The sequence below is a fragment of the Streptomyces sp. NPDC045968 genome, assembly GCF_056430475.1.
On the sequence record NZ_JBWKLF010000002.1, the window covers coordinates 241,372 to 265,444 of the forward strand.

The window sequence follows — 24,073 nt, forward strand, 5'->3', positions numbered from 1 at the left end:
CTCCTTCCCCCCCCCCCCCCCCCCCCCCCCCCCCCCCACCCCCCCCCCCCCCCCCCCCCCTCCCCTCCTCTCTCCCCTCCCTCCCCCCCCCCCCCCCCCCCCCCCCCCCCGGCGCCCTGTGAAGGAAGACCCATGACCACCACCATGACCGCACTGTTCGGCGGAACCGGCCCCACGTGGGAGATCCGGGAGATCCCCGTACCCCGGCCGGGCCCCGGCCAGATCCTCGTCCGCGCTCGCGCGGTGGCGCTGAACAACGCCGACGCCTCCATGGTCACCGGTGCCGACCCGACGAGCGGCGGCACAGGTAAGGAGTACCAGGCCGGTTATGAGTTCGCCGGTGAGGTCGCGGCCGTCGGTGACGGCGTGCCCACCCTCACGGTGGGCCGGAGCGTGATGGGCACCAGCCCCGCATCCTTCGCCCAGTACGTCCTCGTCGACCACCGGCATGTCCTTCCCGTCCCGGCTGAACTTTCCTACGAGGAGGCGTGCGCGCTGCCCACCGGCCTGCTCACCGAGCACGGCGCCCTCATGGCCGCCGGCTTCCGGCCGGGCCAGTCGGTACTGATCACCGGTGCGTCCTCGAGCATCGGCCTGATCGGCCTCCAGATCGCCGAGGTCCTCGACGCCGGGCAGGTCATCGCCACCACTCGTACGGCGGCCAAGACGGATCTGCTCGCCCGCGCCGGTGCGGACACGGTCGTGGCGACCGAGGAGCAGGACCTCACGGCCGCGGTGCTGGAGGCGACCGGCGGCCAGGGCGCCGACGTCGTCCTCGACCACGTCGGCGGAGCCGTTTTCGCCGCCTGCCTGCCGGCCACCCGCGTCGACGGATCGCTCGTCAACATCGGCCGCCTGGACACCGCCACCGCCACGATCGACCTCGACTTCCTGTCCTACCGGCACCTACGTCTGCGCGGCGTCTCCTTCGGCTTCACCCGGGCGGCAGAACTCGGTGACGTCATCGCCGCCGCAGGCCGACAGCTGCTGCCCGCGGTCGCCGACGGCCGAGTCCGCCCTCTCATCGACAGCATCCACACCTTCGCCACCGCCGCCGAGGCGCTCGGCCGGCTGCGCTCCCACCGGGCCCTTGGAAAGCTCGTCCTGACGGTCCCCTGAACAGCCGGCCGTCCCCTGGCAGGATGCGGGAGACCGCCATGCCCGGTCGGTGTTCTCGTGCCCGGTTCAGCCTGCGGTGAGGACACGCCAATCGCGTGAGCCGATGTCGGCGGGGGTGCCGTCGAGGATCCTGGCCGTGCGTGCCGCGGGTTCGAGCGTGATGGTCGCGAGGCTGGCCCACCGTCGGCCGAGGGGCCCGTCCAGGTCGGGCAGGCACGTCACCGGCGGCTCGCCGTCCCCGGTCACCAGACATCGCGCGAGGTCGTCGACCGTGGCCGGCGGCTGCCCGTGTGCGAGGCGGGCGCGCACGAAGTCGTGGCGTTCCCCGGAATCGGGCTGGTAGAGCCAGGTCTTCTCACCGGCTGCCGGGGTCGGTGTCAGGAAGTGGTTGGTGCGCACGAGCGTGCCGAGCTCGGGGCGTACCCCGAAGATGCCGACGGGGCTCAGGTCGAGGAGAACGGCGTCGGTCTCGTCGAAGAGCGCGAATGATCCGGACGAGGTGAGGGGGGCGCTGCGGACGATCTCGACGGCCTCGGCGACGCTGCCCGCTTCTGCCAGGACGATGGCCGCGAGGACATGCATGGGGATGCCGCCGATGCCGTCGCGTACGTGGCCGAGGATGTTGAAGTGCAGAGCCAGACCGGCGCTGTTGACGCCCAGTTTGCCGAGGATGCCGTTCTCGGTGAGTCCGACGACGTCGTACCGTCCGCCGCGTGACTCCCACGTGTGCCATGCGGTACTGAGTTCGACGTGCCAGTCCCATGTCTGGACGCCGAACGTACGCGGCGGAGCGTCGTCGCCGCCGATGCGGCGCACGATCGTGGTGCACTCGCCGGGCGGCACCGCGGCGCTGCGGGCGAGTATCTCGGTGCGGGCGTTGAGGGCGGCGACGCGCCACTCGTCGACCCCGGCCCCGTGGGCGATGCCCGAGATCTCGGAGTGGGCCGCGGGGCGGAACCGCCCGATCGCCTCGCCGGCACGCTCGGCGTCCTGACGCACCTGGGCGGGGGTGACGCCCCCGAGTGCGAAGAGCTGGTCGTACACCTCGATCGCGGCGGGGATGCCGTCACGAAGCTGCTCACCACGGGCGACGCCCCGGTCGTACGGATCGGTGGCGGCGGCCTCGACGTGCTGACGGTGTTCGGGGCGGGGGACGGACACAGGGGTCACGACGTTCCTTCTGCGCTGTTCATATGGATCCGCACCTGGCCGCCGACGACCGTCGCGAGGACGGCGTTGGCGGGCTGTGCGTCGGGGGCGAGGTCGAGAGGGTTCGCGACGAACACGGTGAGATCGGCGAGGCGGCCAGGCGCGATCCTGCCGAGTTCGTCCGACGCGCCGGCGGCGTGGGCCGCTGCCGACGTCATGCCGGTGTACGCCTCGCGGGCGGAGACCGCCTGGCCGGGCTGCACGGGTGCCGTGTCCGGCAGTTCGGCTGGCCGGCGCAACTGGCAGTCGGCGAGGCCGATGCGCGGGTCACCGGGGCCGATGGGCCAGTCGGAGCCGAGGGCCACCACGGCGCCGTGGTCCAGGAGGTCCCGGGTGCGCCAGCCATGGGCGACGCGGTCGGGCCCGATACGCCGCGACCAGTTGTCCGTGGCGTCGGCGCGCGTGTGCCGGGTCCCGTGTACGGGCTGGAGGCTTGCCACGACGTCGAGTTCGGCGAACCGGCCCAGGAGGTCGTCGGGGATGGACTCGATGTGTTCGATGCGGTGCGGAGCACGGTCGACCGGGCCGACGTCCTCGATGACGTCGAGCGCGAACCGGACGGCCTGGTCGCCGATGGCGTGGGTCGCGGTCGGGATGCCGCGCTCGGCGAAGAACCGCATGGCGGCACGGTAGGCGTCGAGGTCGCGCCACAGCGGCCTGCGGTTCTCGCCGTGGGTGTCCGGGCGCTCGAACCACGCCGTGCCGTTGTCCGCCGTGCCGTCGAGCATGAACTTCGCGCCTTCGACGGACCACCGCCGTCCACGGCGGCGCTGGAGACCGGCGATGTGCTGCCACACCTCGGTGGCCGAGTCGGCCGGCACCAGCGGAGAGCAGCGGATGCGCAGCGGCAGTTCACCGCGTTCCTCGATGTACCGGTACACGGCTTCGGAGGGGTCGGCGAAGTCGAGCGCGTGCAGACCGGTCAGTCCGCAGCGCGCGAGGCCGTGAAGCTGGTCCAGCACGTACGCGGCGGCGGTGGGCACCGGCACCTCGGGATAGTGGTCGAACACCAGGTCCATCGCCTGAAGCTCGACCACGAAGCCGGTCGGCCGACCGTCCGGGCCGACCTCGATGGACGAGGCGTCGGTGAACGTCTCGCGGCCGGTCAGCCCGGCGAGTTCCACGACGCGGGGGCTCACGACGAGCGCATGCGCGTCACGGGTCATCAGCGAGACCGGCCGCCCGGGCAACCACTCCGCGAAGACGGTGCCGGCCGGATCACCGTCGAAGACGTTGACGTCGAGGTCGAAGCCGGTGATCCACATGTCGGGCGGCAACCCGTCCGCGGCAGCGGCGAGGCGCGCGAGGACCTGGTCGAGCGAAGCCGCTCCGGAAAGGTCCACGCCCCTGCCGATCTCGATCGACCCCCACACGGGATGGGCGTGGACGTCGGTGAGGCCGGGCATGATCGTGGCGCCTGGAAACGTGTGGACGAGCGTGCCCGGACCACGCAGCGGTTCGAGGGCCGAGGTGGTGCCGACCGCGGTGATGCGGCCGTCGGTGACCGCGACCGCGTCCGCCGGCGGACCGGGCGTCTCCTCGGCCGGATTCTCTACGTGGCCGGCCAGCACGAGGGTGTCGGCGTACACGGGGTTTCCCTTCTGAAGGTGGTGCGGGGGAACTGCTGGTGGCGCACGGGGATGTGAAAGTTCGTCAGGAGCGGGGAACGGTGCGGAGGATGCGGGCCGACGCCCAGTAGACGGCGGCGGCGACGGCCATGCCGGACGGGATCGCCAGATCGAATCCGCCCATGGCCTTCGCGATCGGGCCGGTCCACACACTGGTGTTCACCCACATCAGGGCGGTCAGGCCGCCTGCGGCGAGGGCGAGGACTCCGGACCAGTGAACTCCCCGGTGGTACCAGAAGGGCCCGCCGCGCTCCTGCTCCAGCAGGTCCGCCCCGTTGTAGCGGTTGCGTCGCAGGACGAGATCGGTCACGGCCACGGCCATGGCCGGGCCGGTCACGACGACGACCAGCTGGAGCATGGTGTTGACGCTCGTCAGGAAGTCCTGGACGAGGATGGCGTACAGCGTCATCGCCGTGCCGAGGACACCGATGGTCAGGACCGCCGGGATGCGTGCGAGGCGGACGCCGACCGACTGGATGGACAGTCCGGCGCTGTAGGCCGTCATGCCGTTGTTCGCCACGGTGTTGGCGACGACCGCGATGACGAAGACGGGGACGAACCACCCCGGCAGGATGCTCTCCAGCGCGGCTTGCGGGTCGCTCATGTCGAGGCCGGTGGCCGCGAGGGCGCCGACCGAGGTGAACACGACGCTCGGTACGTACGCGCCGAAGGCCGTCCAGCCGGCGATGGCGTACGGGCTGCTGGTGCGGGGCAGGTAGCGGGCGAGGTCGGGGCTGTTGCTGTACGAGAGCGGCGTGGAGGCGATGATGGTGAAGCCGATGCCGAGCGTGGCGGCGAGCGCGGAGCCCTTGAGCGGCTCCGCCGGGGCGTACGACCAGTCGGTCTCGGCGAGCACGTATCCCGTCACGACGACGAACACGACGGTCAGCAGGACGCTGAGCGCGGTGTAGAGGCGGACGATCGTCGCGTATCCGTAGATCGCGATCAGCAGGGTCGTCCCGGCGATGAGGCAGATGACGGCTGCCTCGACGGCCGGGCCGTCCGGCAGGCCCAGCCGGCCCGCCAGACCGATGCCGGCGATCGAGGCGGCCGACCAGTTCAGGGCGAGGTAGGCCGCGGCTATGAGCCAGCCGGTCAGGACGAGCACGAACTTGTTGCCGATGACCCCGTAGAACGCGCGCGAGACGACCGAACCGCTCGTGCCGGCGGCCGGACCGCTCGCCGCGACGATGCCGGTGAAGGCCCACAGCAGGTTTCCGGCGAGGATCACCCCGGCCGCCTGCGGGAGCGAGAGCCCCATGAGGACCAGCGTCGCGCCGACCGCGAAGCTCAGATAGCTGACGTTCGGCGCCGCCCAGACCGCGAAGAGCCGGCGCGGCCGACCCATGCGCTCGTCGGCCGGGACCAGCTCGATCCCCCGGCTTTCCAGGTGCCCCGCCCGCTCGCAGCCCTGCCCGTCGAGAGCTCCTGCGGAGGTGGTGGTGGGCTCTGTCGTCATCGAGACCTCTCGGAGATGCCGGCGCGACACCCTTATTGGGCGTGCGACCAACTGCGTATTGGTCACAGATCCAATAGCCTGTGCCCCATGACGTCAAGACCCCAGTCGCAACGAACCCGGAAGCAGCCGGAACAGCGCCGCGCGGAGATCGTGGAAACCGCCGCACGCATCGCACTGGCGGAAGGGCTGGAACTGATCACGCTGCGACGCGTCGCCGACGAGCTGGGCGTCCGCCCCGGCCTGATCGGCCACTACTTCCCAGCCGCGGACAATCTCGTGAGCGAGGCGTTCGCCTACGCCACGACCAAGGAACGCGAGTCACTCCTGCCCCCGCACGAGGAGGAGCTCCCCGCCGCCGACCGGCTCGCACTCTTCCTCGTACGCCTCGCGGACGGCGACTACCTGGACCTCAGCCGCCTCTGGCTCAACGCGCGCCACCTCAGCAGATTCAAGGCGGCACTGCGTCAGGCGGTGAGCACGCAGGAGTCGGTGACGCGCACCGCTGTCGTGGCCCTCATCGGCCAAGGGGTTCAGGACGGAGAGTTCACGACCGACGACGCACTCAGGGCGGCGGGCACCATCCTCATCACCGTCGACGGCCTGGGCGCGTACGCCAACCTCGACGCACCGCTGGATGGCCTGGATCTCGGCGACGCGGCGATCGAGACAGCCGAAGCCCAGCTCGGTGTGGCCGCGGGCACACTCCGTACGCGCGCCCGAGCGGCCGGTGACCCGGTGCTCATGAGGGCACGGACAGGGCGGTGAGGTAGCGGGACAGTGCCGCGGCGGTGTCGGCGAGCGGGAAGCGGGCGCCGAGTTGCCCGTCCGGGCGGACTACGAAGCCGGTCGGGCCTTCGGTGCGGTAGAGCCGGGCGAACTCTCCCGAGGCATCGCGGTATTGAGGGACCGTCAGGGCGACGTCGGCCGCGGCGGATTCGGCTTCGCGGGCAAGGACGGCGACGGTCTCCAGGCCGGCCCCGACGCCTGCGTCGTGCGAGACCTCAGGGCTGCCGCCTGGCATCCGCCGTATTCCGGCGGCCGCTTCGGCGGCCCGGTCCAGGTCGGCGGTGCCGGCCGCGTACAGGATCAGCGTATGCCGGGTGCGACCACGCAGGATGTCGAGCAGGCGCAGCGGATAGGTGGCGACGGGGATGGTCAGGCCGCCGCAATCCGGGGCTCGGTCGCCGGGCTGGGGCGCGTCGGCCGGTCCGTACGGGCTTCCCGCGAGCGGGCCGTCCCGGTAGCCGACGAGCAGCTGGGCCTCGCGGAGCATCAGGGACCGCAGGTCGTCGGAGCCGGCCTCGATGCCGTGCGTGGCGTGGCGTACGGTCCGGCCGACGACCTCCTCGCCGACAGGGCGGCGTTCGGCGTCGTAGCTGGCGAGCAGGGCCGGTCCGGCCTCCCCGCGGATGGCGAGGGCGAGTTTCCAGGCCAGGTTGCATGCGTCCTGGATGCCGGTGTTCATGCCCTGGGCGCCGGTGGGCGGGTGGATGTGGGCGGCGTCGCCCGCGACGAAGACGCGCCCGCCGGCGTAGCGGTCGACGATGCGGTGGCTGATGCGGAAGACGGAGGACCAGCGCATCGAGGAGAGGGCGACCGGCTTGGGGGCGAGGCGGTCGACGACGGCCTGGATGTGTGACAGCTCCGGGACGCGGGCGCCCTCCAGGCCGTGCACGACGGCGTCGGCCCGGGCGGGCGCCTGAGCCGTCGCCCCGGCGGAGAGTTCGGGAGGGACCAGCATCGACATCCGGTAACGCCCGGCACCGGGCAGCGGGATGCAGACCAGCAGATCATCGGTGGAACCGTCGTCGGTGCGGTGGCTGGACCGTAGGCCGTATCCGCGCGGCAGGTCCCAGTCGGCCTCGACGTCGGCCAGCATGTACTCCTCGGGGAAGGCCCCGCCCTCAAAGGTGAGGCCAAGACCTTTGCGGACGATGCTGTGCGCGCCGTCGCAGCCGATCAGGTAGCGGGCACGGACCTCCTCGGCGACGCCGGATGTGCTGCCGAGCCGGGCGGTGACCCCCTCCGCGTCCTGGGTGAAGGACAGCAGTTCGGTGCCGCGCTCGATGGCCGTACCCAAACCCGCGACGTACTCCTCCAGGAGCCGCTCGGTCTCGTACTGCGGCAGCGCGGCGAATCCGTACGGCACCTCGGGCGGCAGCGCGAGGTCGATCCGCGCCTGCTCCCGCCCGTTGACGTGGATCAGTTGACCACGCATCGGAACGGCGGCCTCCAGGACGGTGCGGGCCAGTCCCATCCGGTCCCAGATCTCCAGGGTGCGCGGCTGGATCCCGACCGCCTTGGCGTACGGGAGGCGCGCCGGCAGCCGGTCGACGAGACGGCAGCGTACTGAGTGACGGCGGAGTTCCGCGGCCGCGCTCAGCCCTACCGGGCCGGCGCCCACGATCAGCACGTCGGTTGCTCGGGTGTCCGCCACGGGTGCCTCCCAGGGCCTGGCCCGGACTGGTCAGTAACTTCATGGTGGCCCGGCGGAGCGTGGTCGGCGAGCCGGGAGAGGCAGCTCCGACACCCAGGTGCGCCGGGCACGTCGCTCCGGCAATGGGTGACGCGGAGGCTACCGTCGGCTGCATGGACCGTGATCGTCGAGGGTGGCTCCGGTGTGGGCTCGGCGGGGCGGTGTTTGCCGTGTGCATGGCCGGCACCACCTTGCCGACCCCGCTGTACGGCCTCTACCAGGAGAAGTTCGGGTTCTCCGAGCTGTTGGTCACCGTGGTGTACGCCGTGTACGCCTTCGGGGTCATCGCGGTGCTGCTGCTGGCGGGCAACGTCTCGGACGCCGTGGGCAGGAGGCCGGTGCTGCTGTGCGGCCTGGGACTCGCGGCGGCGAGCGCCGTCTGCTTCCTGTCCGCCACAGGGCTGGGCTGGCTCTATGCGGGGCGGCTGTTGTCGGGGCTGTCCGCCGGCCTGTTCACCGGGGCCGCCACGGTGTACGTGATGGAGCTGGCACCGCCCGGCGGCGCCTCCAGGGCCACGTTCGTCGCGACCGCCGCGAATATGGGCGGACTCGGCTGCGGGCCGCTGCTCGCCGGGGTGCTCGCGCAGTACGCCGCCTGGCCGCTGTACCTGCCGTTCGTCGTACACCTGGTGCTGGTGGCCGGCTCGGCCGCCGTCCTGTGGCGGCTGCCGGAGACCGTACGGGAGCGGCGGCCGCTGAGCGGCGTACGGCCGCAGCGCCCCGGCCTGCCCCCACAGGTGCGGGCGGTGTTCGGTCCTGCCGCGGCAGCCTCGTTCGTGGGGTTCGCACTGTTCGGGGTGTTCACGTCCGTCAGCCCCGCGTTCCTCGCGCAGTCCCTGGACGTGCACAGCCACGCCGTGAGCGGCATCGTCGTCGCGCTCGCCTTCTTCGCCTCGACCGCGGGCCAGCTGGCGGTCGGCCGGGTCGGTGCGGACCGGTCGCTGCCGCTGGGCTGCGCCGGACTCCTCGCCGGGCTCGCACTGCTCGCGGGTGCGCTGCACTGGGACCTGCTGCTGTTGGTGGTGCTGAGCGCCCTCGTCGGCGGGGCCGGGCAGGGGCTGTCATTTCGCGGGGCGCTGTCCGCGGTCGCCGGGGCATCTCCTGCGGACCGTCGTGCCTCGGTGGTCTCCACCCTGTTCGTGGTGGCGTACGCGGGCATCTCGGTGCCCGTGATCGGCGTGGGGGTGCTGACCGGTCCGATCGGTCTGGAGGGTGCGGGGCTGGTCTTCATCGCCTGCATGACCGCCCTGGTCACGACGGCGGCTGTCTACCTTCTCCGGCGTCTGGCGCGGACCAGCCGGTGACCACCCGAGCACATGAGCGTGTGCCGCACCCCGCGGCGGGCCTCACCGGCGGTCGGCGCCGCGGAGGATGCCGATGAGGTGGCCCGGGCTCGGTGACCGACCGCGGAAGAACCAGAGCCCCTACGACATCGGCCGCTTCACCGCGGTCAGCGTCGCGTAGACCACGACGTTGCTCTGGTAACCGGTCTTCTTGGTGTAACCGCCCCCGCAGGTGATCACCCGCAGTTCCGGACGGCGGGAGGGGCCGTAGACCTTCTTGTCCGGGAAATCCTTCTTGTCGTAGACCTCCACGGCGTACACCGTGAACACGGCGGTACGCAGGTCCGCTCGCACCAGGTCGATGGTGGCGCCCTTGGTGAGGGACCCGAGGGCGTGGAAGACGCCTGGGCCGACGCGCGTGTCCACATGCCCTGCGATGAGGGCTGTCCCTACCGCTCCGGGAGACGTGCCCGCGCCGTACCAGCCGGCGAGAACGGGGTTGTCGGCCGGTGGGGGCCGCAGCGCCCCCGCCGCGTCGAGCTCCAGCTCGGTCATGAGGGCGTCCACGCGGATGGCGGGGATCCGAAGCCGTACGGGATCCGACGGGGGCAACGGCTGGACGGCGGGGGGCGCGGCCAGACCGGTGCGGCTCGGCGCGGGGCGTACGGGCGCGGGGCGTACGGGCGCGGTGAACAGATGCGCCAGCGAAGACCGCGCCGGCTGAACGGCGGGGGGCCTCACCAGCCCGGCGCGGCTCGGAGCCGGACGCACGGGCGCGGTGAACAAGTGGGCCAGCGAAGACCGCGCCGGCTGAACGGCAAGGGGCGCGACCGGGGCGGTCCGGCTCGGAGCGGTACGCACAGGAGCGGTGAACGCCTGGGTCGTCGAGGGCTGCGGTGGTGTCTCGTCGCGTGTCCCGCTGATCACCAGCGCGATACCCACCAGCAGCGCCACGGCCAGATGCTTGGTCGAAGGGATGTACGCGGGTGGGGGTGTGCTGGTCTTGCGCCCGTTTTCCATCGCGTGTGAGCCTCTGCGTCGCAGCCGGTGGGATGGTGGGGACCTCGCGGCCCCCGGACCGATGAGGCGTCCGAGGGCCGGTGCGGTGGGAGTCGGTGCCGGTCAGCTCCCGATGCCGCTGACGCGACGGCGCATCCTGATCACGCCTCCGGCGGCTGCTCCGGCGATCAGCACGCCGCCGACCGCGAGCTGGGTGCCCTTGTCCGTGGCGGCGCCGAAGCCGGCGGCGACCGCGCCCCTCGGGGCCCGTTCGGTGACGTTGTACGTATCCGTGAGCTTGATCCGCGGCGGGCACTTGACGGTGACGGTGTCGCTGCCCGGCTCGGCCCCTTCCGGGATCTCGAACGTGCCGACGAGCTCCCCCTTGCGGTCGCCCGCGAGGAGGTGGAACGCCCCCGCCACCTCCGACGTGCCCTTGCCGTAGGTCTCGGAGCCACAGGCCGTGGTCACGACGGTGACCGTGGACCCCGGGGAAGCGTTCCCCGAGCGGATGTGGATGCCCGACTCGCCCGCCGGGCTGCCGGCGGCGACAGCGGCCGGGACCGACAGACCGAGGGCACCGATGACCAGACCGATGCCCGCACCAACTCGTGTGTTGCGCATGAGGTTCCTCCAACGGGTGCAGGGTCCGGCCTGTCTGCGCGGCGCCTCTGCTGTGCTCCGTTCCTGAGGCAACCGACAGTCCGTCACATCCGCAACAGGACATGACGCCGCACATGTCACTCCGTCAGGCGCAGCAGCCCGTCGTTTACGCAGGTCACCGGGGCGGGGCCGCTCACAGGGGAGGAACCGGCGGACGGACTGCGAACGGGCTAGCAGCCCGGTTGGCCGCGGTCTCGAAGAACGGTCCGGCCTCTCGCCGGTACGAGCCTCCGGACCGACGCGCGACAGGGCTGCTCCGTGAAGCCATGACTGCCTGCCGTCGGACGTTCGTGGTCCGCCGGCTCATACCCTGCGGAAGCGGGCGAGCGCGAAGGAGAACAGGCCGAACAGCACCAGACCGAGCGCGACGAGCACCAGGAGCCACGGCCCGGCCGGTGTGTCGGCGAGGGCGCGCAGGGCACCGTCCATGCCCTTGGCCTTGTCGGGCTCGTACGCCACGGCGGCGATCACCAGGAAGGCGCCGGCGGCCGTGTAGACCAGACCGCGCGCCACACCACCACTGATGCCGCAGACGTCGATCATGCGGCGTACCCGCTGCGACATCTGCGCCTTCTTGAGGTCCTTGTGGTACTTCCGCATGGCGGCCCGCACACCGATTCCGATGCCGATCCCCAGCACGACGAGGCCGACGGCGCCGACCAGCCATCGCCCCAGGGGGAGGTCGAGCGCCCGGGCGGTGATGTCCTGCGACTTCGCGTCGCTGCTCCTGCTGTTCTTCACCGAGGTGACGAACGACAGCACGGAGAAGGCCATGAATCCGTAGAAGACACAGCGCGCAGCGCACAACGCACGCTTCTTCGGATGATGTCCCTTCGGTCCTGGGGCTCCGAACAGAGCCTCAGTCAGGCGCCACAGGGCCATCCCGATGAGGCCGACCCCGACAGCCCACACCAGAAGCGTGCCGAACGGCTGCTGCACCAGCTCACGGACAGCGCCGCTGCTGTCGGCCTCCTTTCCGCCACCGCCGAAGGCGACGCGCAAAGCGAGCAGCCCTATCAGTACGTAGATCACCCCACGCGCGGCGAGACCCCAGCGCGCAGCGGCGTCGACGGCGGAACCCTTCGCCGCCCGCCGCATCTTGGAGCCACCCTTGCCCTTGGCCGCCTTCAGGCGGCCCTTGGCTCCACCCGGTCTGGCGGACGATCCCAAAGCTGCCATGGCGTGCTCTCCTCACCTCATCGATGCGCTCACGGGGCCTCGGTGGGCGCAGACAGCAAATGCCCCGGGAGGGGCAGGCCATGCGTCGAGCCGCTGTCCGGGTCCCGTCGAGGCGCTCCGCGGCCGCGATCGGAGGATGGCACCCGGCCAGGGCCTGTCCGGCGGTGGACGGTCTACCGATGTCTCATTCCTGAGGTGGGCTTCGCCGGGCCAAGTCCGCGAGCCGTTCGGCGAGAGCTTCCACGAGGCCGCGGAGCTCGTCCGGTCGTTCGATGACGAAGGGCCGGTCCAGCGAGGCGAGTACGGCAGGCAGCCAGTCGAGCCGGTCCACACGCAGTTCGACACGGGACCAGCGCTCGGCCTCCGGATCTGTGCCGCTCGGGGCAGGGAGTTCCGCGACGATCGCGACGCCGGTGGGAAGCCGGGTGTGGATCTGCTCGGCCGTCCCCTGGATCCGCAGGGTCACCTCATGCTGGTACGGAGCTGTGGCGAGCCCGGTCAGGACGCGCTTCGCCGGGTCGAGTCCGGCGGGTGGCTCGAACGAGCCGGGCAGGGTTCTCACACCGGTGACGCGATCGAGCCGGAACGTCCGGTCCTCGCCGGACGTGAGGTCCGCAGCAGTGACGTACCACCTGCCCGCGTGGGCGACGACCCCGTACGGGTGCAGGGTGCGCTCGCTGCGTCGGCCGTCGCCGGCGGTGTACCGGACCGAGATCGGCCGGTGGTGGTGCACGGCATCGGCCACCGGGAGGAGGACCGCGGGTTCCGGGGCAGAGGCCTTGCCGGGCGGATCGGTGAAGGCAAGGGAGCCGAGCACCGCGTCGAGTCTGCGGCTCAGCCGCTCGGGCAGCACTCGCCGGATCTTGGCCGCCGCCGTCTCACTCGCGGTGTCACTCGCCGTGCCCGTGGCCGTCGTCAGGCCCGATCGCCGGCCCGCGACCAGGCCGAGCAGCACGGCGAGCGCTTCGTCGTCGCTGAGCATGAGCGGAGGCATGCGGTAACCGGGGGCGAGCCGGTAGCCACCGTAACGGCCGCGCACCGACTCGACGGGCACGTTGAGGTCGACGAGCTGCTGTGCGTAGCGCCGTACGGTGCGTTCGTCGACGTTCAGCCGACCGGCGAGTTCGGACACGGTCCGCAGGCCGCCCGACTGCAGAAGCTCCAGGAGGGTGAGGACGCGGGCAAGGGGGCGGGTCATACGTGGAAGTCTCCCGCACATACCGGGCGGGTTCCGCCCGGTATTCCGCGTAGCGTGCGCTCACCAGCACCGACCGGCCAGAGGAGAAAACCCATGGACTTCGTATCCATCCGCATCATCACGGAGGACGTCGCCCGCCTCGTCGACTTCTACGAGCGCGCCACCACGGTGCCAGCCACCTGGGCCAACGAGGACTTCGCCGAGCTCAGGACCACGTCGGCCACCCTCGCGATCGGCAGCACCCGCACCGTCCCCCTGTTCTCGCCCGGTTCCGCCCGCCCGGCCGACAACCACAGCGTCATCCTCGAATTCCTCGTCGACGACGTGGACAGCGTGTACGAGAACCTGCGCGGCTTCGTGGAGGACTTCGTCAACAAGCCCACCACGATGCCCTGGGGAAACCGCTCGCTCCTGTTCCGCGACCCCGACGGCAACCTCGTCAACTTCTTCACCCCGGTCACGTCGGCCGCCATCGAGAAGTTCGCCGGGCCCGCGCGGGCAGAACGCCCGCTCCGAGGATGGGCCACCACCACGTGAATTCACAGGCAGTCGCAGTCTGTGGCGTAGAGCAACAGGAAGACAGCCGTCGCGGCGGTCAGGGTGCGTGCAGCGCACGGAGTCCCCTGACCCCGAGAGGGCTCAGGCAGTGGCTTCGGGCTGTTCCGGACCGAGGTAGGACACGCGTGTCTGGTCGGTGTGCGGGAGGAGCAGGGCGCGCAGTTCCTCGGCTGCCGTCTTGAGGAGGTGTCCGTCGCGGCCGGCGTGGGGGGTTTCGAGGACGAAGGCGACGTGGGTGGAGTCCTCGGTGACGCGGGTGCGGTGGGCGTCGCGATGGTTCCAGTGCCGGGTCAGGACGCCGGTGGTGTCGGCGTAGATGATCTCGCCCGGCTTCGGGTTCTCCACCGTGTCGGGCTCGCCGAGCGGGGTGAACTCCTCGCTTCCGGTCGCGTACCGGATGTCGACGTCGCCGGTGACGTGGTCGAGGTCGAAGGCTCCGGCGGGCAGACCGTGCTGGACGGAGACGGCGTTGTAGGAGTCGACGGCCGGGTTGATACGCGGCAGGGTGCCCTTCTTGGCCATGCGGCGGCCGAGCGCGTCGACGCTGGGGCGGATGCGGCGGGGGTTGGTGCCGAAGGAGCGGTAGGCGGTGTGCCATGCCTCGATGCGGGGATCGCCCTCGTCGGCGGGCTGCCAGGTGCCGTCGGCGAGCAGCTGCTCCAGCTCCTCCAGCGCGGTGGAGGTGTCGGTCCAGGGTTCACGGCCGCGCAGGCCGGTGGCGGTGACCAGGGCGATGAGGGTGCCGGGGAAGGCGTCAGCGACGGCGGGGGCGATGCGGAAGGCGGTCATGGCGGGGCTCCGTTCCTTGATGCGTGCGGGGGGACTACGGGGGGCCTTGGTGCGTGCGCAGGGGGGGCTACGGGGGGTCAGGATTTCCGGGGGCCGCCGCGGTCCAGCCGGCGGCGCTGCCGGCGAGCAGTCGGCACGTCCAGTCCCTGGCCGCGTTCGGTGAGGCGGTCGGTGATGTCGGCACGTTGCTCGGTGCTGCGGTGGGGTGATCAGGTGAGGGCAAGGAGGCTGACTGCGGCCGCGGCGGTGCCGAGCCCGATGAGCTGGCCGCGGTGGATGCGTTCGGCGAGGACGCCGCGGGCGAGCAGGACGGTGCCGGCCGGATAGAGGGCGGTGACGACGGCGACGACAGCGAGGTCACCGCTGCGGGCGGCGAGCAGGAACAGCAGGTTCGCCACCGAGTCCAGCACACCGGCGGTGGCCGACATCGCGTATGCGGGTTTCTCGTTGCCCAAGCGGCGGTACAGCAGCCCTGCCGCGGTCAGGGTGACGGCCGAGGACACCGCCCTGCCGATGATCAGCGGGCCGACCCCGCTGTCGGAGGGGGCCTGGTGCAGGAAGATCAGCTGAAGGGCGATCGCGGCACCCGCGCCGAGGGCCAGCAGTAGCGCGGTGCGGGACGGGCGTACCGCACCGGCGCCGTGTCCGGCGCTGACCAGTACGACCGCGGCCAGCGCGAGCGGCAGACCGATCAGCCCGGCCAGGCCCAGGTGCTCGCCCTGGAGCAGCCCCACGCCGACGGGCAGCGCGGCGGAGACCAGTGCCGTCACCGGGGAGAGCACGTTCATCGGGCCGATGGCCAGGGTCTTGTAGAGGAGCGCGAACGCGGCGGCCGACGCGACACCTGAGGCGGCGCCCCAGGCCAGGGTCCGCGCGCTGAACGTGGCGCCGAGGAACGGCCACAGCAGCAGCTCGACCACGAGAGAGGCCGGGGCGGCGATCATCACGGTGCGCAGGACATGGGCCTTCCGGGCGCCGAGGCCACCGAGGAAGTCGGCACATCCGTAGGCGAGTGAGCTGCCCAGAGCCAGCAGCAGAGCGATCACGGTACATCCCTTACTATTCAATGGAACGACCAAACCGTACAACGGATCGACCGACCCGTGTCAACCAAACGACCGGCCGGTGCATTCCAGTGGTCCACTCGCGAGGATGGTGATCGGATGGCCGAGACAGAGGCAGCCCTGCGGACGCTCGCGCACAACGTCAGGGCAGCCCGCACCCGCGCCGGGCTGTCCCTGGACGAACTCGGCCGGCGCGCCAAGGTCAGCAAGGGAGCCCTGGTCGGGCTCGAGAAAGCCCAGGGCAACCCGAACTTCGCCACGCTCGTCAGGCTCGCCGACACTCTCGGTGTCTCGGTGTCCGCCCTGATGGAGGGGCCGACCGAAGGCCGCGTCCGGGTCGTGGACGCCGACGCCGTGATGCCACTGTGGGTGGGAGCCCAGGGCAGCGAGGCCCGGCTGATGCTGACGACGTCGAACCCCGCCCCGGTCGAGGTCTGGCGCTGGCACCTGGAACCGGGCGAGGAGTACCCCAGCCACCCCCATCAGGCCGGAGTCGTCGAAACCGTCAGCGTCACCTCGGGGCAGATGGTCCTGGTTGTCGACGGCACCGAGCACCCGGTCGAGACCGGCCAGACCGCCGCCTTCGACGGCGACGCCCCCCACACCTACCGGGGCGCAGGCGACGAGACCTGCCACCTGATCATGACCGTGCACCTGCCTCCCGGCCCCGCAGGCGGCGCTTGACACGGACCACTGCGACTGGCGAGCGCACAGCGCCCACTCGGTCGCACGGCCACGGCAGGACTGAGCCCTCCCCCACTCTGCGGCGGTTCCATCGACACCGACCCGGGACACGTCGCTGCGCCATCGCGCTCGACGGCAACGCCGCTTGTGCCGCCGACGAGAGCCCCAGGCAGCGTCGACCCTCCGAACACACCGCTCCATGACGGCACTTGGCGCGGCCGGTGGCGTCGGCGAGTGAGCCGTCGAGGTGATTGGCGATACAGGTGCGCGGACCAGGGGCCGTGGTCCCCATGCCTCTTACGCGAGGCTCGCCCGGCCCGGCCGCGTGTCCGATTCCTGGTATGGACCTGACAATACATCCCCGCTAGCGTGACCTCCGGCGCTTCGTTGAGAGCGCTCTCAATGCGTTCGATCCCCCATCTCTGGAGGCCTCGTGAAACGCACCACCTCTCTGCACGCCGCCGTCGCGGCCCTGTTGCTGACCGTCGGACTCGGCGGCGCCCACGCCGGAGCCGCCCAAGCCACCCCCGTCGCCGACCCGCCCGCGGCCTCCGCCGGACTGCTCGAAGCCATGGGCCAGGACCTCGGACTGACCGGGCCGCAGGCGGAGAAGCGGCTCCGCGCCGAGAAGGCGGCCGCAGCCGTCGAGCAGGCGGCCCGGCAGACCGCGGGCGGCGCGTACGGCGGATCGTGGTTCGAACCGGCCACGGGGCGGCTCGTCGTCGCCCTCACCGACCGCAGCGAGGCGGCCGACGTGCGCGCCCTGGGCGCCGAGCCGCGGATCGTCCGCCACAGCGCCGCCGCGTTGGACCGTGCCAAGTCACGGCTCGACGCGCTCTCCGCACCCGCGGGCGTGGCCGGCTGGCATGTCGACCCCAAGGCCAACAGCGTCGTCGTCACGGTCGTGCGTGCCGAGCGGAACACGCCCGCCGTGCGCGCCTTCGTCGAGAAGGCCCGCGGGAACGGCCCCGTGACCGTCGCCGAAACGGCCGCGGCGCCCCGTACGTACGCGGCGGGCACCGTCGGCGGCGACCCGTACTACACCGGCAACGTCCGCTGCTCGATCGGCTTCTCCGTGCACGGCGGGTTCGTGACGGCCGGTCACTGCGGGAGGGCCGGGGCCGCGGTGCGTGGCTGGGACGGGTCCGCCATGGGCACCTTCCAGGGATCTTCGTTCCCCGGCGACGACTACGCGTACGTGAGCATCCACAGCGGCTGGTGGACCGTACCGGTCGTCCTCGGTTGGGGCACGGTCCCGGACCGGCTGGTACGCGGCTCCGCCGAGGCACCGGTCGGTGCCTCGATCTGCCGCTCGGGCTCCACGACGCACTGGCACTGCGGCACCGTCCTGGCCAAGAACGAGACCGTCAACTACAGCCAGGGCGCCGTCCACCAGATGACGAAGACCAGCGTCTGCGCCGAGGGCGGCGACTCCGGAGGCGCGTTCATCAGCGGCGACCAGGCCCAGGGCGTCACCTCCGGCGGCTGGGGCAACTGCTCCTCCGGCGGCGAGACGTGGTTCCAGCCCGTCAACGAGATCCTCGGCAGGTATGGCCTGACCCTGCACACGGCCTGACCGGCCTCCGGTGCACGGCCACGGACCACGGCCGTGCACCGGGTGGACGACCGGCCGAGGCACACCACCCCAGGTCACCCACCCGCCGCGCAGCATCGTGAAGCCGATGTCACGTGCCGGACAGACGATTTCGGAAGCCCGGGCCAAACCCCCTTGCCTAATGGTCAAGAAGTGTTGACTATTAGGGGCATGCCTACCGATGATCTTCCCGAGACGTTCCGGGTCACCACTGACGAACAACTGCGCGCCGTTTCCAATCTCACGCGTCACCGGATCATGGCCGTACTCCGCTTCGAGCCCGCGACGATTACGCAGATCGCCGAACGGCTGGGCCTCGCGAAGGGGAGTTCCAGCTATCACGTGCGCCTGCTGGAGCGGGCGGGCCTGGTCAAGGTGGTGCGGACGCGGAAGGTCCGGGGGGTCACCGAGCGGTACTACGCGATGGCCGCGCGGGCGATCGTGCTGCCGGATCCGGGCGAGGGAGGGCCGGATGTGCTGATGCGGCATGCGGTGGCAGACCTGGAGGCAGCGCCGGTGGACGGCGAGCGGCATGTACGGATGGCGCATCTGCGGCTCACCGAGGAGCAGTTCGCGCAGTTGGGCGCGCGGCTCCAGGCACTGGCGGACGAGTACAGGGAGCTGTCCGATCCGTCGCTGCCGGACGCGTCACTGGTCTTCGCGCTGTTCCACCCGGCACCGCGCGAGCAGGCCGCAAAGGACGCCAAGTGACCTCAGACGTACGGAAGTTGCCGACCGGGTTCGGACGGCTGTGGACTGCGCAGACGGTGTCCTCGCTCGGCGACGGGGTGTCGCATGCCGCGCTGCCGTTGCTCGCGTTGACGTTGACGCGGGATCCGATGGCGCTGGCCGTCGTCACGGCGGCCGGAACGCTGCCGTGGCTGCTGTTCGGGGTGCTCGGCGGTGCGCTGGTGGACCGCTGGGACCGTCGGCACACGATGTGGGTCGCTGATGCGGCGCGTGCGGTGCTGCTCGCGATACCGGCGGCAGCGGCCGCGCTCGACATGCTGAGCATTCCGCTGCTCGCGGGCGTCGCCTTCCTGCTCGGCCTCGGCGGGCTCTTCTTCGACACGGCCGCCACGGCCTATCTGCCGGATCTGCTCGGCCGCGACGCCGCGCTGCTGGAGCGCGCCAACTCCCGTTTGCGCGGCACCCAGACCGCCGCGTCCGGCTTCGCGGGGCCACCTGCGGGCAGCGCTCTGCTCGCGCTCGGGCGGGCGGTACCGCTGCTCGCCGACGCGGTGTCGTTCGCGGTCTCCGCACTGCTCGTACGGTCGCTGCCCGCGACGCCCCGGCCTGCCGGAGGCGCCCGTGAGTCGCTGCTGCGGCAGGCGCGGGCCGGTGCCTCGTACGTGTTCCGGGATCAGTTGCTGCTCGGGCTCGCACTGCGTCCGGCGGTCGGGAACATCGCCTTCCTCGCCGTGGAGACCGTGCTCGCTCTCTTCGCGCACGAGCGTCTCGGCATCGACACGTTCGGCTTCGGCCTGCTCCTCACGGCGGAGGCCGCCGGCGGTCTGCTCGGCGCGGGCATCGCCTCCTTCCTCGGCCGACGGCTCGGCACCGGCACCGCGTTGACCTGCACGGCCGCGGTGGAGGGACTCGCCATCCTGGGCCTTGCCGCCGCCCCGAACCCGTATGTCGCCGGCCTCTCGCTCGCCGTCTGCGGAGCGGGCATGGGCGCCACGATGGTGCTCGTCCCCTCCCTCCGGCAGTCGATCGTCCCCGCCCACCTGATGGGCCGGGTCGCCTCCACCTCCCGCATGCTCGCCATGTGCGCCGCCCCGTTCGGCGCCTTCCTCGGCGGCTGGCTGGCCACCACGTACGACGTGCGCACCCCGCTCTACGCCGCCGCCGGCCTCCTGCTGACCATGACCGCCGTCACCTCGACCATGACCAGCAACCGCCGGGTCCAGGCGGCCCTGCGTGCCGCCGCACCGACCGATGGCCCAGAACACCCGGCACCCCTGAGCCCCGCTCATGAGGGTGCCGTATAGGGGCTCCACGAGGCCGTTGAGCCAGTGCCAAGTGACCGGATCCGGAAGGCCCTGCCGGCGGGACGGCACCGGCGGCTGACAGCGCCCTCAGTACCGTCGTGGCCGGCCAGGCACCCCGCCTGAGAGGTCTGCGCATGGGGGAAGGCTCCTTCGCGTGGGATACGTGCGGTCCAAGGCCTCTGTGCAGCCGATGCCCGCGGTCCGGGTTGACCGGGGCAAGGCAATCCGACGCTGATGCGGGACAGTGAGGTGGGCCAAGGCTCGACGAAGAGCCCTGGCCCGTCCTGATCTACGCGCCGGACATCAGCGCAGTTGCCGGCCGCCACATCGTGCTCCGCAGATCCGAGCCGCGTACGAGCTGGATCCGCCACGGTTCGATGCGGATCACGTGGTACTCGGGGTCCTCAGGGCCACCCCGCCAGTAGTGGACCGGGTCGTACCCCACCCCCGGCGGCCCGCCCCTGACATAGAGGTCCCAGGCGTGGTGCCTGGCGGATTCGTCGTCGGCCCAGGTGGAGAGGGCATCGATATGGACGGTGTTCTGGCGGGGGTTCCAGTAGGAGTACGTGGTGTGGGGACTGTGGGCCAGGTGGGCCGTCTTGACAGGGGTTTTGTACGCCGCCAGCCACCCGACGGGGCGGCCGTCGACGACCTCCCACACGGGGAGCAGAACCCGGGCGCGGGGGCGGTTCTCCCGATCGACGGTGATCATCGTGGCGTACTTGATGTCGCGGACGTAGCTGAAGAAGGTGTCCTGGAGATCGGTGAAGGCGGCGGCTTGGGTGGTGGGCACGGCGCGTGCTCCTTCCAGGGGGAGGGTCAGCGGGAGGCGGGGAGTTCGACGGCCGCACGGTCATCGGCGGCCGGCGTATCCGAGGCGATCACCGTGCCGTCGGTTCGCGAACGCACCCCGAAGGCACTGATGAGCACGGCGAGCAGGGCCGCGGCGAGCGGCACCCACAGCGCCGCCCGGTAGCCGTCGAGAAGCGCGGCCGGTGCACTCGACGTGGTGGCCGCGACATTGACGGCCGTGGTCGCCGAGAGGCCGAGCGCCGCACCGAATTGGAAGGACGTGTAGAGAAGTCCGCCAGCCAGGCCCTGTTCCTCCTCCTTGACGCCCTCGGTGGCGACGATCGTGAGCGGGCCGTAGGCGAGTGCGAAGGCGACGCCGAGGAGCAGCAGGCTGGGGAGCATCGCCAGGTAGGTCCAGTCGGCGCCGACCGGCAGGAAGAGGGCGTACGACAGCGAAGCGATGAGCAGGCCACCGAGGATGAGGCGTGCGCTGCCGAAGCGAGTCACCAGACTGGGGACGAGGACAGGCGAGAGGATCGCGTCGATACCGATGACGATCATGGCGAAGCTGGTCTGCAGGCTGGACCAGTCGCGCAGTTCCTGGAGGTAGAGGACAACCAGGAACTGGAAGCCGAAGAAGCCCGCGGCGAAAAGGAGTCCGGCAAGGTTGGCGCGGACCAGAGCGCCGCTGCGGAAGATACCGAGGCGGACCAAGGGGTTGGCGGAGCGGGCTTCGATGGCGAGGAAGGCGAGCAGTGACGCGAGGCCCGCACCCAGGGTGAGCACGGTCTGCGTGAGATCGGTGTGAGAGGCACGCTCCACGCCCAGGACGATCAGCACGATCGCGGCGGTGACGGTGAGGCCGCCCGCCAGGTCGACGCTCCGGCCGGTGCGGGCTGGTCGCGGCGACTTGGGTACGAAGGCGAGCGCGGCGAGCAGGATCAGAGCGGAGAGCACCACCGGGGCGAAGAAGACCCAGCGCCAGCCGACCGAGGTGAGCAGACCGCCGATGACCAGGCCGATCGAGAAGCCACCGGCCGCGGTGCCCGAGTAGAAGAGCAGCGCCTTGTTACGCCGCGGGCCCTCTTCAAAGCTCGTGGTGATGATGGACAGGCCCGCCGGGGTCATGAAGGCGGCCGCGACTCCGGTGACGAACCGGGCCGCGATCAGCATCCAGCCCTCGGTGGCGAATCCGCCCAGCCCGGAGAAGAGCAGGAAGACCGAGAGCCAGAAGACGAACATCTGCCGGCGCCCGAAGAGGTCGGCGGCCCGTCCGCCGAGCAGCATGAAGCCGCCGTATCCCAGGACGTATGCGCTCATCACCCACTGCAGGGAACCAGTGGACAGACCCAGGTCGGTGCGGATGGACGGCAGGGCCACATTGAGCATGGCCACATCGATGCCCTCCAGGAAGATCGCGCCGCACAGGACGAGCAGTACGCCCCAGTCCCGGGCGCTCAGGGCTCCTGCCGTTTTCTGGGGATTCGTACTCAGCGAAGTCATGGTGGTTCCTCGATGGGGGAAGGGGCTGGGGCCGCCTTCCGGCGGCTCCCTCACCTTCGGCCAGAGCGGTCAGGCGGAACAACGGCGATGATTGCAACGTTCGTTCAACCAGGCTTACCGATCCGCTCTACCTGGGGGTCTTCGATGGAACGCGACGAACTGGAGTGCTTTCTCCTGCTCGCAGAGGAGTTGCACTTCGGTCGTACCGCCGAGAAGATGCGGCTCTCCCGGGCCCGGGTGAGCCAGCTGGTGCAGCGGCTCGAACGCCGGGTCGGCGCCCCGCTGTTCATCCGCACCAGCCGCCGGGTCGCCCTCACCTCACTCGGCCGGCAATTGCGCGCGGACCTCGCACCGCACCACCGTGGCATCGAGGACGCGCTCACACGGGCCGCCGCCGCCGCGCGCGGGATCGACACGGTGCTGCACGTCGGCTTCGCCAACCCGCTGACCGGCGAGATCGTCATGAAGACGACGGAGGCATTGCGGATCAGCCATCCCGGGCTCGCCGTGGAGATCTGCGAGGTACCGCTCACCGACCCGTACGGGATGCTGCGCAAGGGGGACTTCGACGTCCAGCTTCAGGAGCTCCCGGTACGCGAGGACGATCTGGGCGGCGGGCCCGCGCTGCTCGCCGAGGAGCGGGTCCTCGTGATCGGCTCGGCGCACCCCCTCTCCGCGCGGCATTCGGTGTCCCTGGAGGACCTGGCCGACGTCCCCCTGCTCACGCTCGCGGGCGAGCTGCCGGATTACTGGCTGGAGCACCACGTCCCCCTCCGCACACCGGCCGGCCGGTCGATCGCGCGCGGCCCCGTCGTGACCAACATGCAGGAAGCCCTGATGCTGGTCACGGGCGGCAGAGGCGCGCTGCTCGCTCCCGCGCACACGGCGACGTACTACGCGCGCCCCGGTGTCGCCTACGTCCCCTTCACCGACGCGGAACCGGTCAGCTACGGCCTGGTGTGGCGGACCGGGCAGGGCACCGGACCGGTCGAGGCCTTCGCCAGGGCCGCCCGCGAGGTGGCGCGGGAGATGGCGCACGGGGATCCGCGCAGTTCGGTGCCGGGCTGAGCCCTCGGTCCAGGGTCTCGACGTCGTAGACGCACTCGTAGCGGTTCGGATCGTCCGGCAGGAACCAGGGGAAGCCCTCCAGGAGGAAGACCACGGCCAGGTTGATCGTGATCACCAGGCCTGTCCCCCGTCCTCAGGCACCCCGTCAGCATGCGGAATGACTTAACGGGCGATACCCGTCCTCTGACGCCCGCCGTGCCGGGGCCCCGGTACCAGCCCCGGGGCCCCGGCTTCGACACCTCATGAGGGGTGGGCGTTCATGCCAGGAAGGAGCTCGCACCGCGTGGGCCGGGTGCGACCGGTAGCCGTCACGCGGACCGAACCGTACGCGGACGTGCCCGTTGGCTGCGGCCGTGCCGGTCGTCGTGCCCAGCCGTTCGGGGGACACGCGGGCCGCACCCGGCGCGTCTCCCGCCCCGCCGGGGCATCCCTTGGTGGAACGAGAGGGAGACATGATGCCGCTCTATCTATCGAGGTTCAGCTACACACCGGAGACGTGGGCGAGGCTGATCGTCCACCCCGAAGACCGCTCAAAGGCCGCTGAGGCGTACATCGAGTCCGTCGGCGGGAAGCTCCACGGCTTCTGGTACGCCTTCGGCACGCACGACGGCTACAACCTGTGGGAGGCCCCCGACAACGTGTCCATGGCCGCGGTCGCGCTGGCGATCAGTGGAGGCGGCGCGCTCAGCTCGTTCGAGACGACGGTTCTCCTGACCGTCGATGAAACCATGGACGCCCTGCGCAAAGCCGAACGAGTCCAGTACCGGGCGCCGGGCGCGTAGCGGTCCGGGCCCATGATCCGACTTCCCGGGCA

At 71.2% G+C, this 24,073-nt stretch carries 22 protein-coding genes; 10 read left to right on the forward strand and 12 right to left on the reverse strand.

Annotation, left to right across the window (positions count from 1 at the left end):
- Window positions 1-132 precede the first annotated feature (132 nt).
- Complete coding sequence (locus AC07FA_RS06765) at window positions 133-1,119, forward strand: quinone oxidoreductase family protein (RefSeq protein ID WP_479073632.1); 987 nt, start codon at window positions 133-135, stop codon at window positions 1,117-1,119.
- 66 nt (window positions 1,120-1,185) lie between these two features.
- Here the strand turns inward: AC07FA_RS06765 and AC07FA_RS06770 are convergent, their stop codons facing one another.
- The 3 genes from AC07FA_RS06770 to AC07FA_RS06780 form a co-directional block, all read right to left on the reverse strand.
- Window positions 1,186-2,289: a C45 family autoproteolytic acyltransferase/hydolase gene (locus AC07FA_RS06770; RefSeq protein ID WP_479073633.1), complete on the reverse strand. Its 1,104-nt coding sequence runs from the start codon at window positions 2,287-2,289 to the stop codon at window positions 1,186-1,188.
- Window positions 2,286-3,917: an amidohydrolase gene (locus AC07FA_RS06775; RefSeq protein WP_479073634.1), complete on the reverse strand. Its 1,632-nt coding sequence runs from the start codon at window positions 3,915-3,917 to the stop codon at window positions 2,286-2,288. The genes AC07FA_RS06770 and AC07FA_RS06775 overlap by 4 nt, the downstream gene beginning before the upstream one ends.
- A gap of 64 nt (window positions 3,918-3,981) precedes the next feature.
- Complete coding sequence (locus AC07FA_RS06780) at window positions 3,982-5,415, reverse strand: purine-cytosine permease family protein (protein WP_479073635.1); 1,434 nt, start codon at window positions 5,413-5,415, stop codon at window positions 3,982-3,984.
- Window positions 5,416-5,502: 87 nt separating this feature from the next.
- Between AC07FA_RS06780 and AC07FA_RS06785 the strand changes: the two genes are divergently transcribed.
- The gene (locus AC07FA_RS06785) at window positions 5,503-6,180 is read left to right on the forward strand and encodes a TetR family transcriptional regulator (RefSeq protein ID WP_479073636.1); all 678 of its coding nucleotides are present in this window, start codon (window positions 5,503-5,505) and stop codon (window positions 6,178-6,180) included.
- Here the strand turns inward: AC07FA_RS06785 and AC07FA_RS06790 are convergent.
- A complete protein-coding gene (locus AC07FA_RS06790) occupies window positions 6,155-7,852 on the reverse strand; it encodes an FAD-dependent monooxygenase (RefSeq protein WP_479073637.1) in 1,698 nt (565 codons plus the stop codon). The genes AC07FA_RS06785 and AC07FA_RS06790 overlap by 26 nt on opposite strands.
- 152 nt (window positions 7,853-8,004) lie before the next feature.
- On the opposite strand from AC07FA_RS06790, the gene AC07FA_RS06795 reads away from it, so the two are divergent.
- Window positions 8,005-9,195 (forward strand): MFS transporter, encoded by a 1,191-nt coding sequence (locus AC07FA_RS06795; protein ID WP_479073638.1) that lies wholly within the window; start codon window positions 8,005-8,007, stop codon window positions 9,193-9,195.
- Window positions 9,196-9,315: 120 nt separating this feature from the next.
- On the opposite strand, the gene AC07FA_RS06800 is transcribed toward AC07FA_RS06795, so the two are convergent.
- The 4 genes from AC07FA_RS06800 to AC07FA_RS06815 all read right to left on the reverse strand — a co-directional run bounded on the left by AC07FA_RS06800 (window position 9,316) and on the right by AC07FA_RS06815 (window position 13,213).
- A complete protein-coding gene (locus AC07FA_RS06800) occupies window positions 9,316-10,194 on the reverse strand; it encodes a class F sortase (RefSeq protein WP_479073639.1) in 879 nt (292 codons plus the stop codon).
- A gap of 102 nt (window positions 10,195-10,296) precedes the next feature.
- Entirely contained in the window at window positions 10,297-10,797 is a 501-nt protein-coding gene (locus AC07FA_RS06805; RefSeq protein ID WP_479073640.1) for a sortase, read from the reverse strand.
- A 342-nt stretch (window positions 10,798-11,139) separates the two neighbouring features.
- On the reverse strand, window positions 11,140-11,934 hold the full coding sequence (locus AC07FA_RS06810; RefSeq protein WP_479074246.1) for a DUF1206 domain-containing protein: 795 nt from the start codon (window positions 11,932-11,934) through the stop codon (window positions 11,140-11,142).
- A 265-nt stretch (window positions 11,935-12,199) separates the two neighbouring features.
- The gene (locus tag AC07FA_RS06815; RefSeq protein ID WP_479073641.1) at window positions 12,200-13,213 is read right to left on the reverse strand and encodes a helix-turn-helix transcriptional regulator; all 1,014 of its coding nucleotides are present in this window, start codon (window positions 13,211-13,213) and stop codon (window positions 12,200-12,202) included.
- A gap of 93 nt (window positions 13,214-13,306) precedes the next feature.
- On the opposite strand from AC07FA_RS06815, the gene AC07FA_RS06820 reads away from it, so the two are divergent.
- Window positions 13,307-13,750 (forward strand): VOC family protein, encoded by a 444-nt coding sequence (locus tag AC07FA_RS06820; protein ID WP_479073642.1) that lies wholly within the window; start codon window positions 13,307-13,309, stop codon window positions 13,748-13,750.
- Between the two features lie 102 nt (window positions 13,751-13,852).
- Here the strand turns inward: AC07FA_RS06820 and AC07FA_RS06825 are convergent, their stop codons facing one another.
- Window positions 13,853-14,560, reverse strand: coding sequence for a B3/B4 domain-containing protein (locus AC07FA_RS06825; protein WP_479073643.1), 708 nt, complete (start codon window positions 14,558-14,560; stop codon window positions 13,853-13,855).
- A gap of 209 nt (window positions 14,561-14,769) precedes the next feature.
- Entirely contained in the window at window positions 14,770-15,606 is an 837-nt protein-coding gene (locus AC07FA_RS06830; protein ID WP_479073644.1) for an EamA family transporter, read from the reverse strand.
- Window positions 15,607-15,723: 117 nt separating this feature from the next.
- Here AC07FA_RS06830 and AC07FA_RS06835 point away from each other — a divergent pair, with 117 nt between their 5' ends.
- From AC07FA_RS06835 to AC07FA_RS06850, 4 genes are all read left to right on the forward strand, one after another.
- Window positions 15,724-16,308, forward strand: coding sequence for a helix-turn-helix domain-containing protein (locus AC07FA_RS06835; RefSeq protein ID WP_479073645.1), 585 nt, complete (start codon window positions 15,724-15,726; stop codon window positions 16,306-16,308).
- 433 nt (window positions 16,309-16,741) lie between these two features.
- Window positions 16,742-17,884, forward strand: coding sequence for a S1 family peptidase (locus AC07FA_RS06840; protein WP_479073646.1), 1,143 nt, complete (start codon window positions 16,742-16,744; stop codon window positions 17,882-17,884).
- A 189-nt stretch (window positions 17,885-18,073) separates the two neighbouring features.
- Complete coding sequence (locus tag AC07FA_RS06845) at window positions 18,074-18,613, forward strand: ArsR/SmtB family transcription factor (protein ID WP_479073647.1); 540 nt, start codon at window positions 18,074-18,076, stop codon at window positions 18,611-18,613.
- A complete protein-coding gene (locus AC07FA_RS06850; RefSeq protein ID WP_479073648.1) occupies window positions 18,610-19,896 on the forward strand; it encodes an MFS transporter in 1,287 nt (428 codons plus the stop codon). The genes AC07FA_RS06845 and AC07FA_RS06850 overlap by 4 nt, the downstream gene beginning before the upstream one ends.
- Window positions 19,897-20,185: 289 nt before the next feature.
- On the opposite strand, the gene AC07FA_RS06855 is transcribed toward AC07FA_RS06850, so the two are convergent.
- Both AC07FA_RS06855 and AC07FA_RS06860 read right to left on the reverse strand, forming a co-directional pair.
- Entirely contained in the window at window positions 20,186-20,689 is a 504-nt protein-coding gene (locus AC07FA_RS06855; protein WP_479073649.1) for a pyridoxamine 5'-phosphate oxidase family protein, read from the reverse strand.
- A 26-nt stretch (window positions 20,690-20,715) separates the two neighbouring features.
- On the reverse strand, window positions 20,716-22,191 hold the full coding sequence (locus AC07FA_RS06860) for an MFS transporter (RefSeq protein WP_479073650.1): 1,476 nt from the start codon (window positions 22,189-22,191) through the stop codon (window positions 20,716-20,718).
- Between the two features lie 144 nt (window positions 22,192-22,335).
- On the opposite strand from AC07FA_RS06860, the gene AC07FA_RS06865 reads away from it, so the two are divergent.
- Complete coding sequence (locus AC07FA_RS06865; protein ID WP_479073651.1) at window positions 22,336-23,259, forward strand: LysR family transcriptional regulator; 924 nt, start codon at window positions 22,336-22,338, stop codon at window positions 23,257-23,259.
- A gap of 455 nt (window positions 23,260-23,714) precedes the next feature.
- Entirely contained in the window at window positions 23,715-24,041 is a 327-nt protein-coding gene (locus tag AC07FA_RS06870) for a GYD domain-containing protein (RefSeq protein ID WP_479074248.1), read from the forward strand.
- Window positions 24,042-24,073 lie beyond the last annotated feature (32 nt).

Coding starts and splice junctions, on each gene's coding strand:
- AC07FA_RS06810 (WP_479074246.1), bottom strand. CDS start 11,934: ATGCGGCGGGCGGCGAAGGGTTCCGCCGTCGACGCCGCTGCGCGCTGG.
- AC07FA_RS06870 (WP_479074248.1), top strand. CDS start 23,715: ATGCCGCTCTATCTATCGAGGTTCAGCTACACACCGGAGACGTGGGCG.
- AC07FA_RS06780 (WP_479073635.1), bottom strand. CDS start 5,415: ATGACGACAGAGCCCACCACCACCTCCGCAGGAGCTCTCGACGGGCAG.
- AC07FA_RS06785 (WP_479073636.1), top strand. CDS start 5,503: ATGACGTCAAGACCCCAGTCGCAACGAACCCGGAAGCAGCCGGAACAG.
- AC07FA_RS06825 (WP_479073643.1), bottom strand. CDS start 14,560: ATGACCGCCTTCCGCATCGCCCCCGCCGTCGCTGACGCCTTCCCCGGC.
- AC07FA_RS06795 (WP_479073638.1), top strand. CDS start 8,005: ATGGACCGTGATCGTCGAGGGTGGCTCCGGTGTGGGCTCGGCGGGGCG.
- AC07FA_RS06765 (WP_479073632.1), top strand. CDS start 133: ATGACCACCACCATGACCGCACTGTTCGGCGGAACCGGCCCCACGTGG.
- AC07FA_RS06800 (WP_479073639.1), bottom strand. CDS start 10,194: ATGGAAAACGGGCGCAAGACCAGCACACCCCCACCCGCGTACATCCCT.
- AC07FA_RS06805 (WP_479073640.1), bottom strand. CDS start 10,797: ATGCGCAACACACGAGTTGGTGCGGGCATCGGTCTGGTCATCGGTGCC.
- AC07FA_RS06845 (WP_479073647.1), top strand. CDS start 18,074: ATGCCTACCGATGATCTTCCCGAGACGTTCCGGGTCACCACTGACGAA.
- AC07FA_RS06815 (WP_479073641.1), bottom strand. CDS start 13,213: ATGACCCGCCCCCTTGCCCGCGTCCTCACCCTCCTGGAGCTTCTGCAG.
- AC07FA_RS06835 (WP_479073645.1), top strand. CDS start 15,724: ATGGCCGAGACAGAGGCAGCCCTGCGGACGCTCGCGCACAACGTCAGG.
- AC07FA_RS06820 (WP_479073642.1), top strand. CDS start 13,307: ATGGACTTCGTATCCATCCGCATCATCACGGAGGACGTCGCCCGCCTC.
- AC07FA_RS06860 (WP_479073650.1), bottom strand. CDS start 22,191: ATGACTTCGCTGAGTACGAATCCCCAGAAAACGGCAGGAGCCCTGAGC.
- AC07FA_RS06865 (WP_479073651.1), top strand. CDS start 22,336: ATGGAACGCGACGAACTGGAGTGCTTTCTCCTGCTCGCAGAGGAGTTG.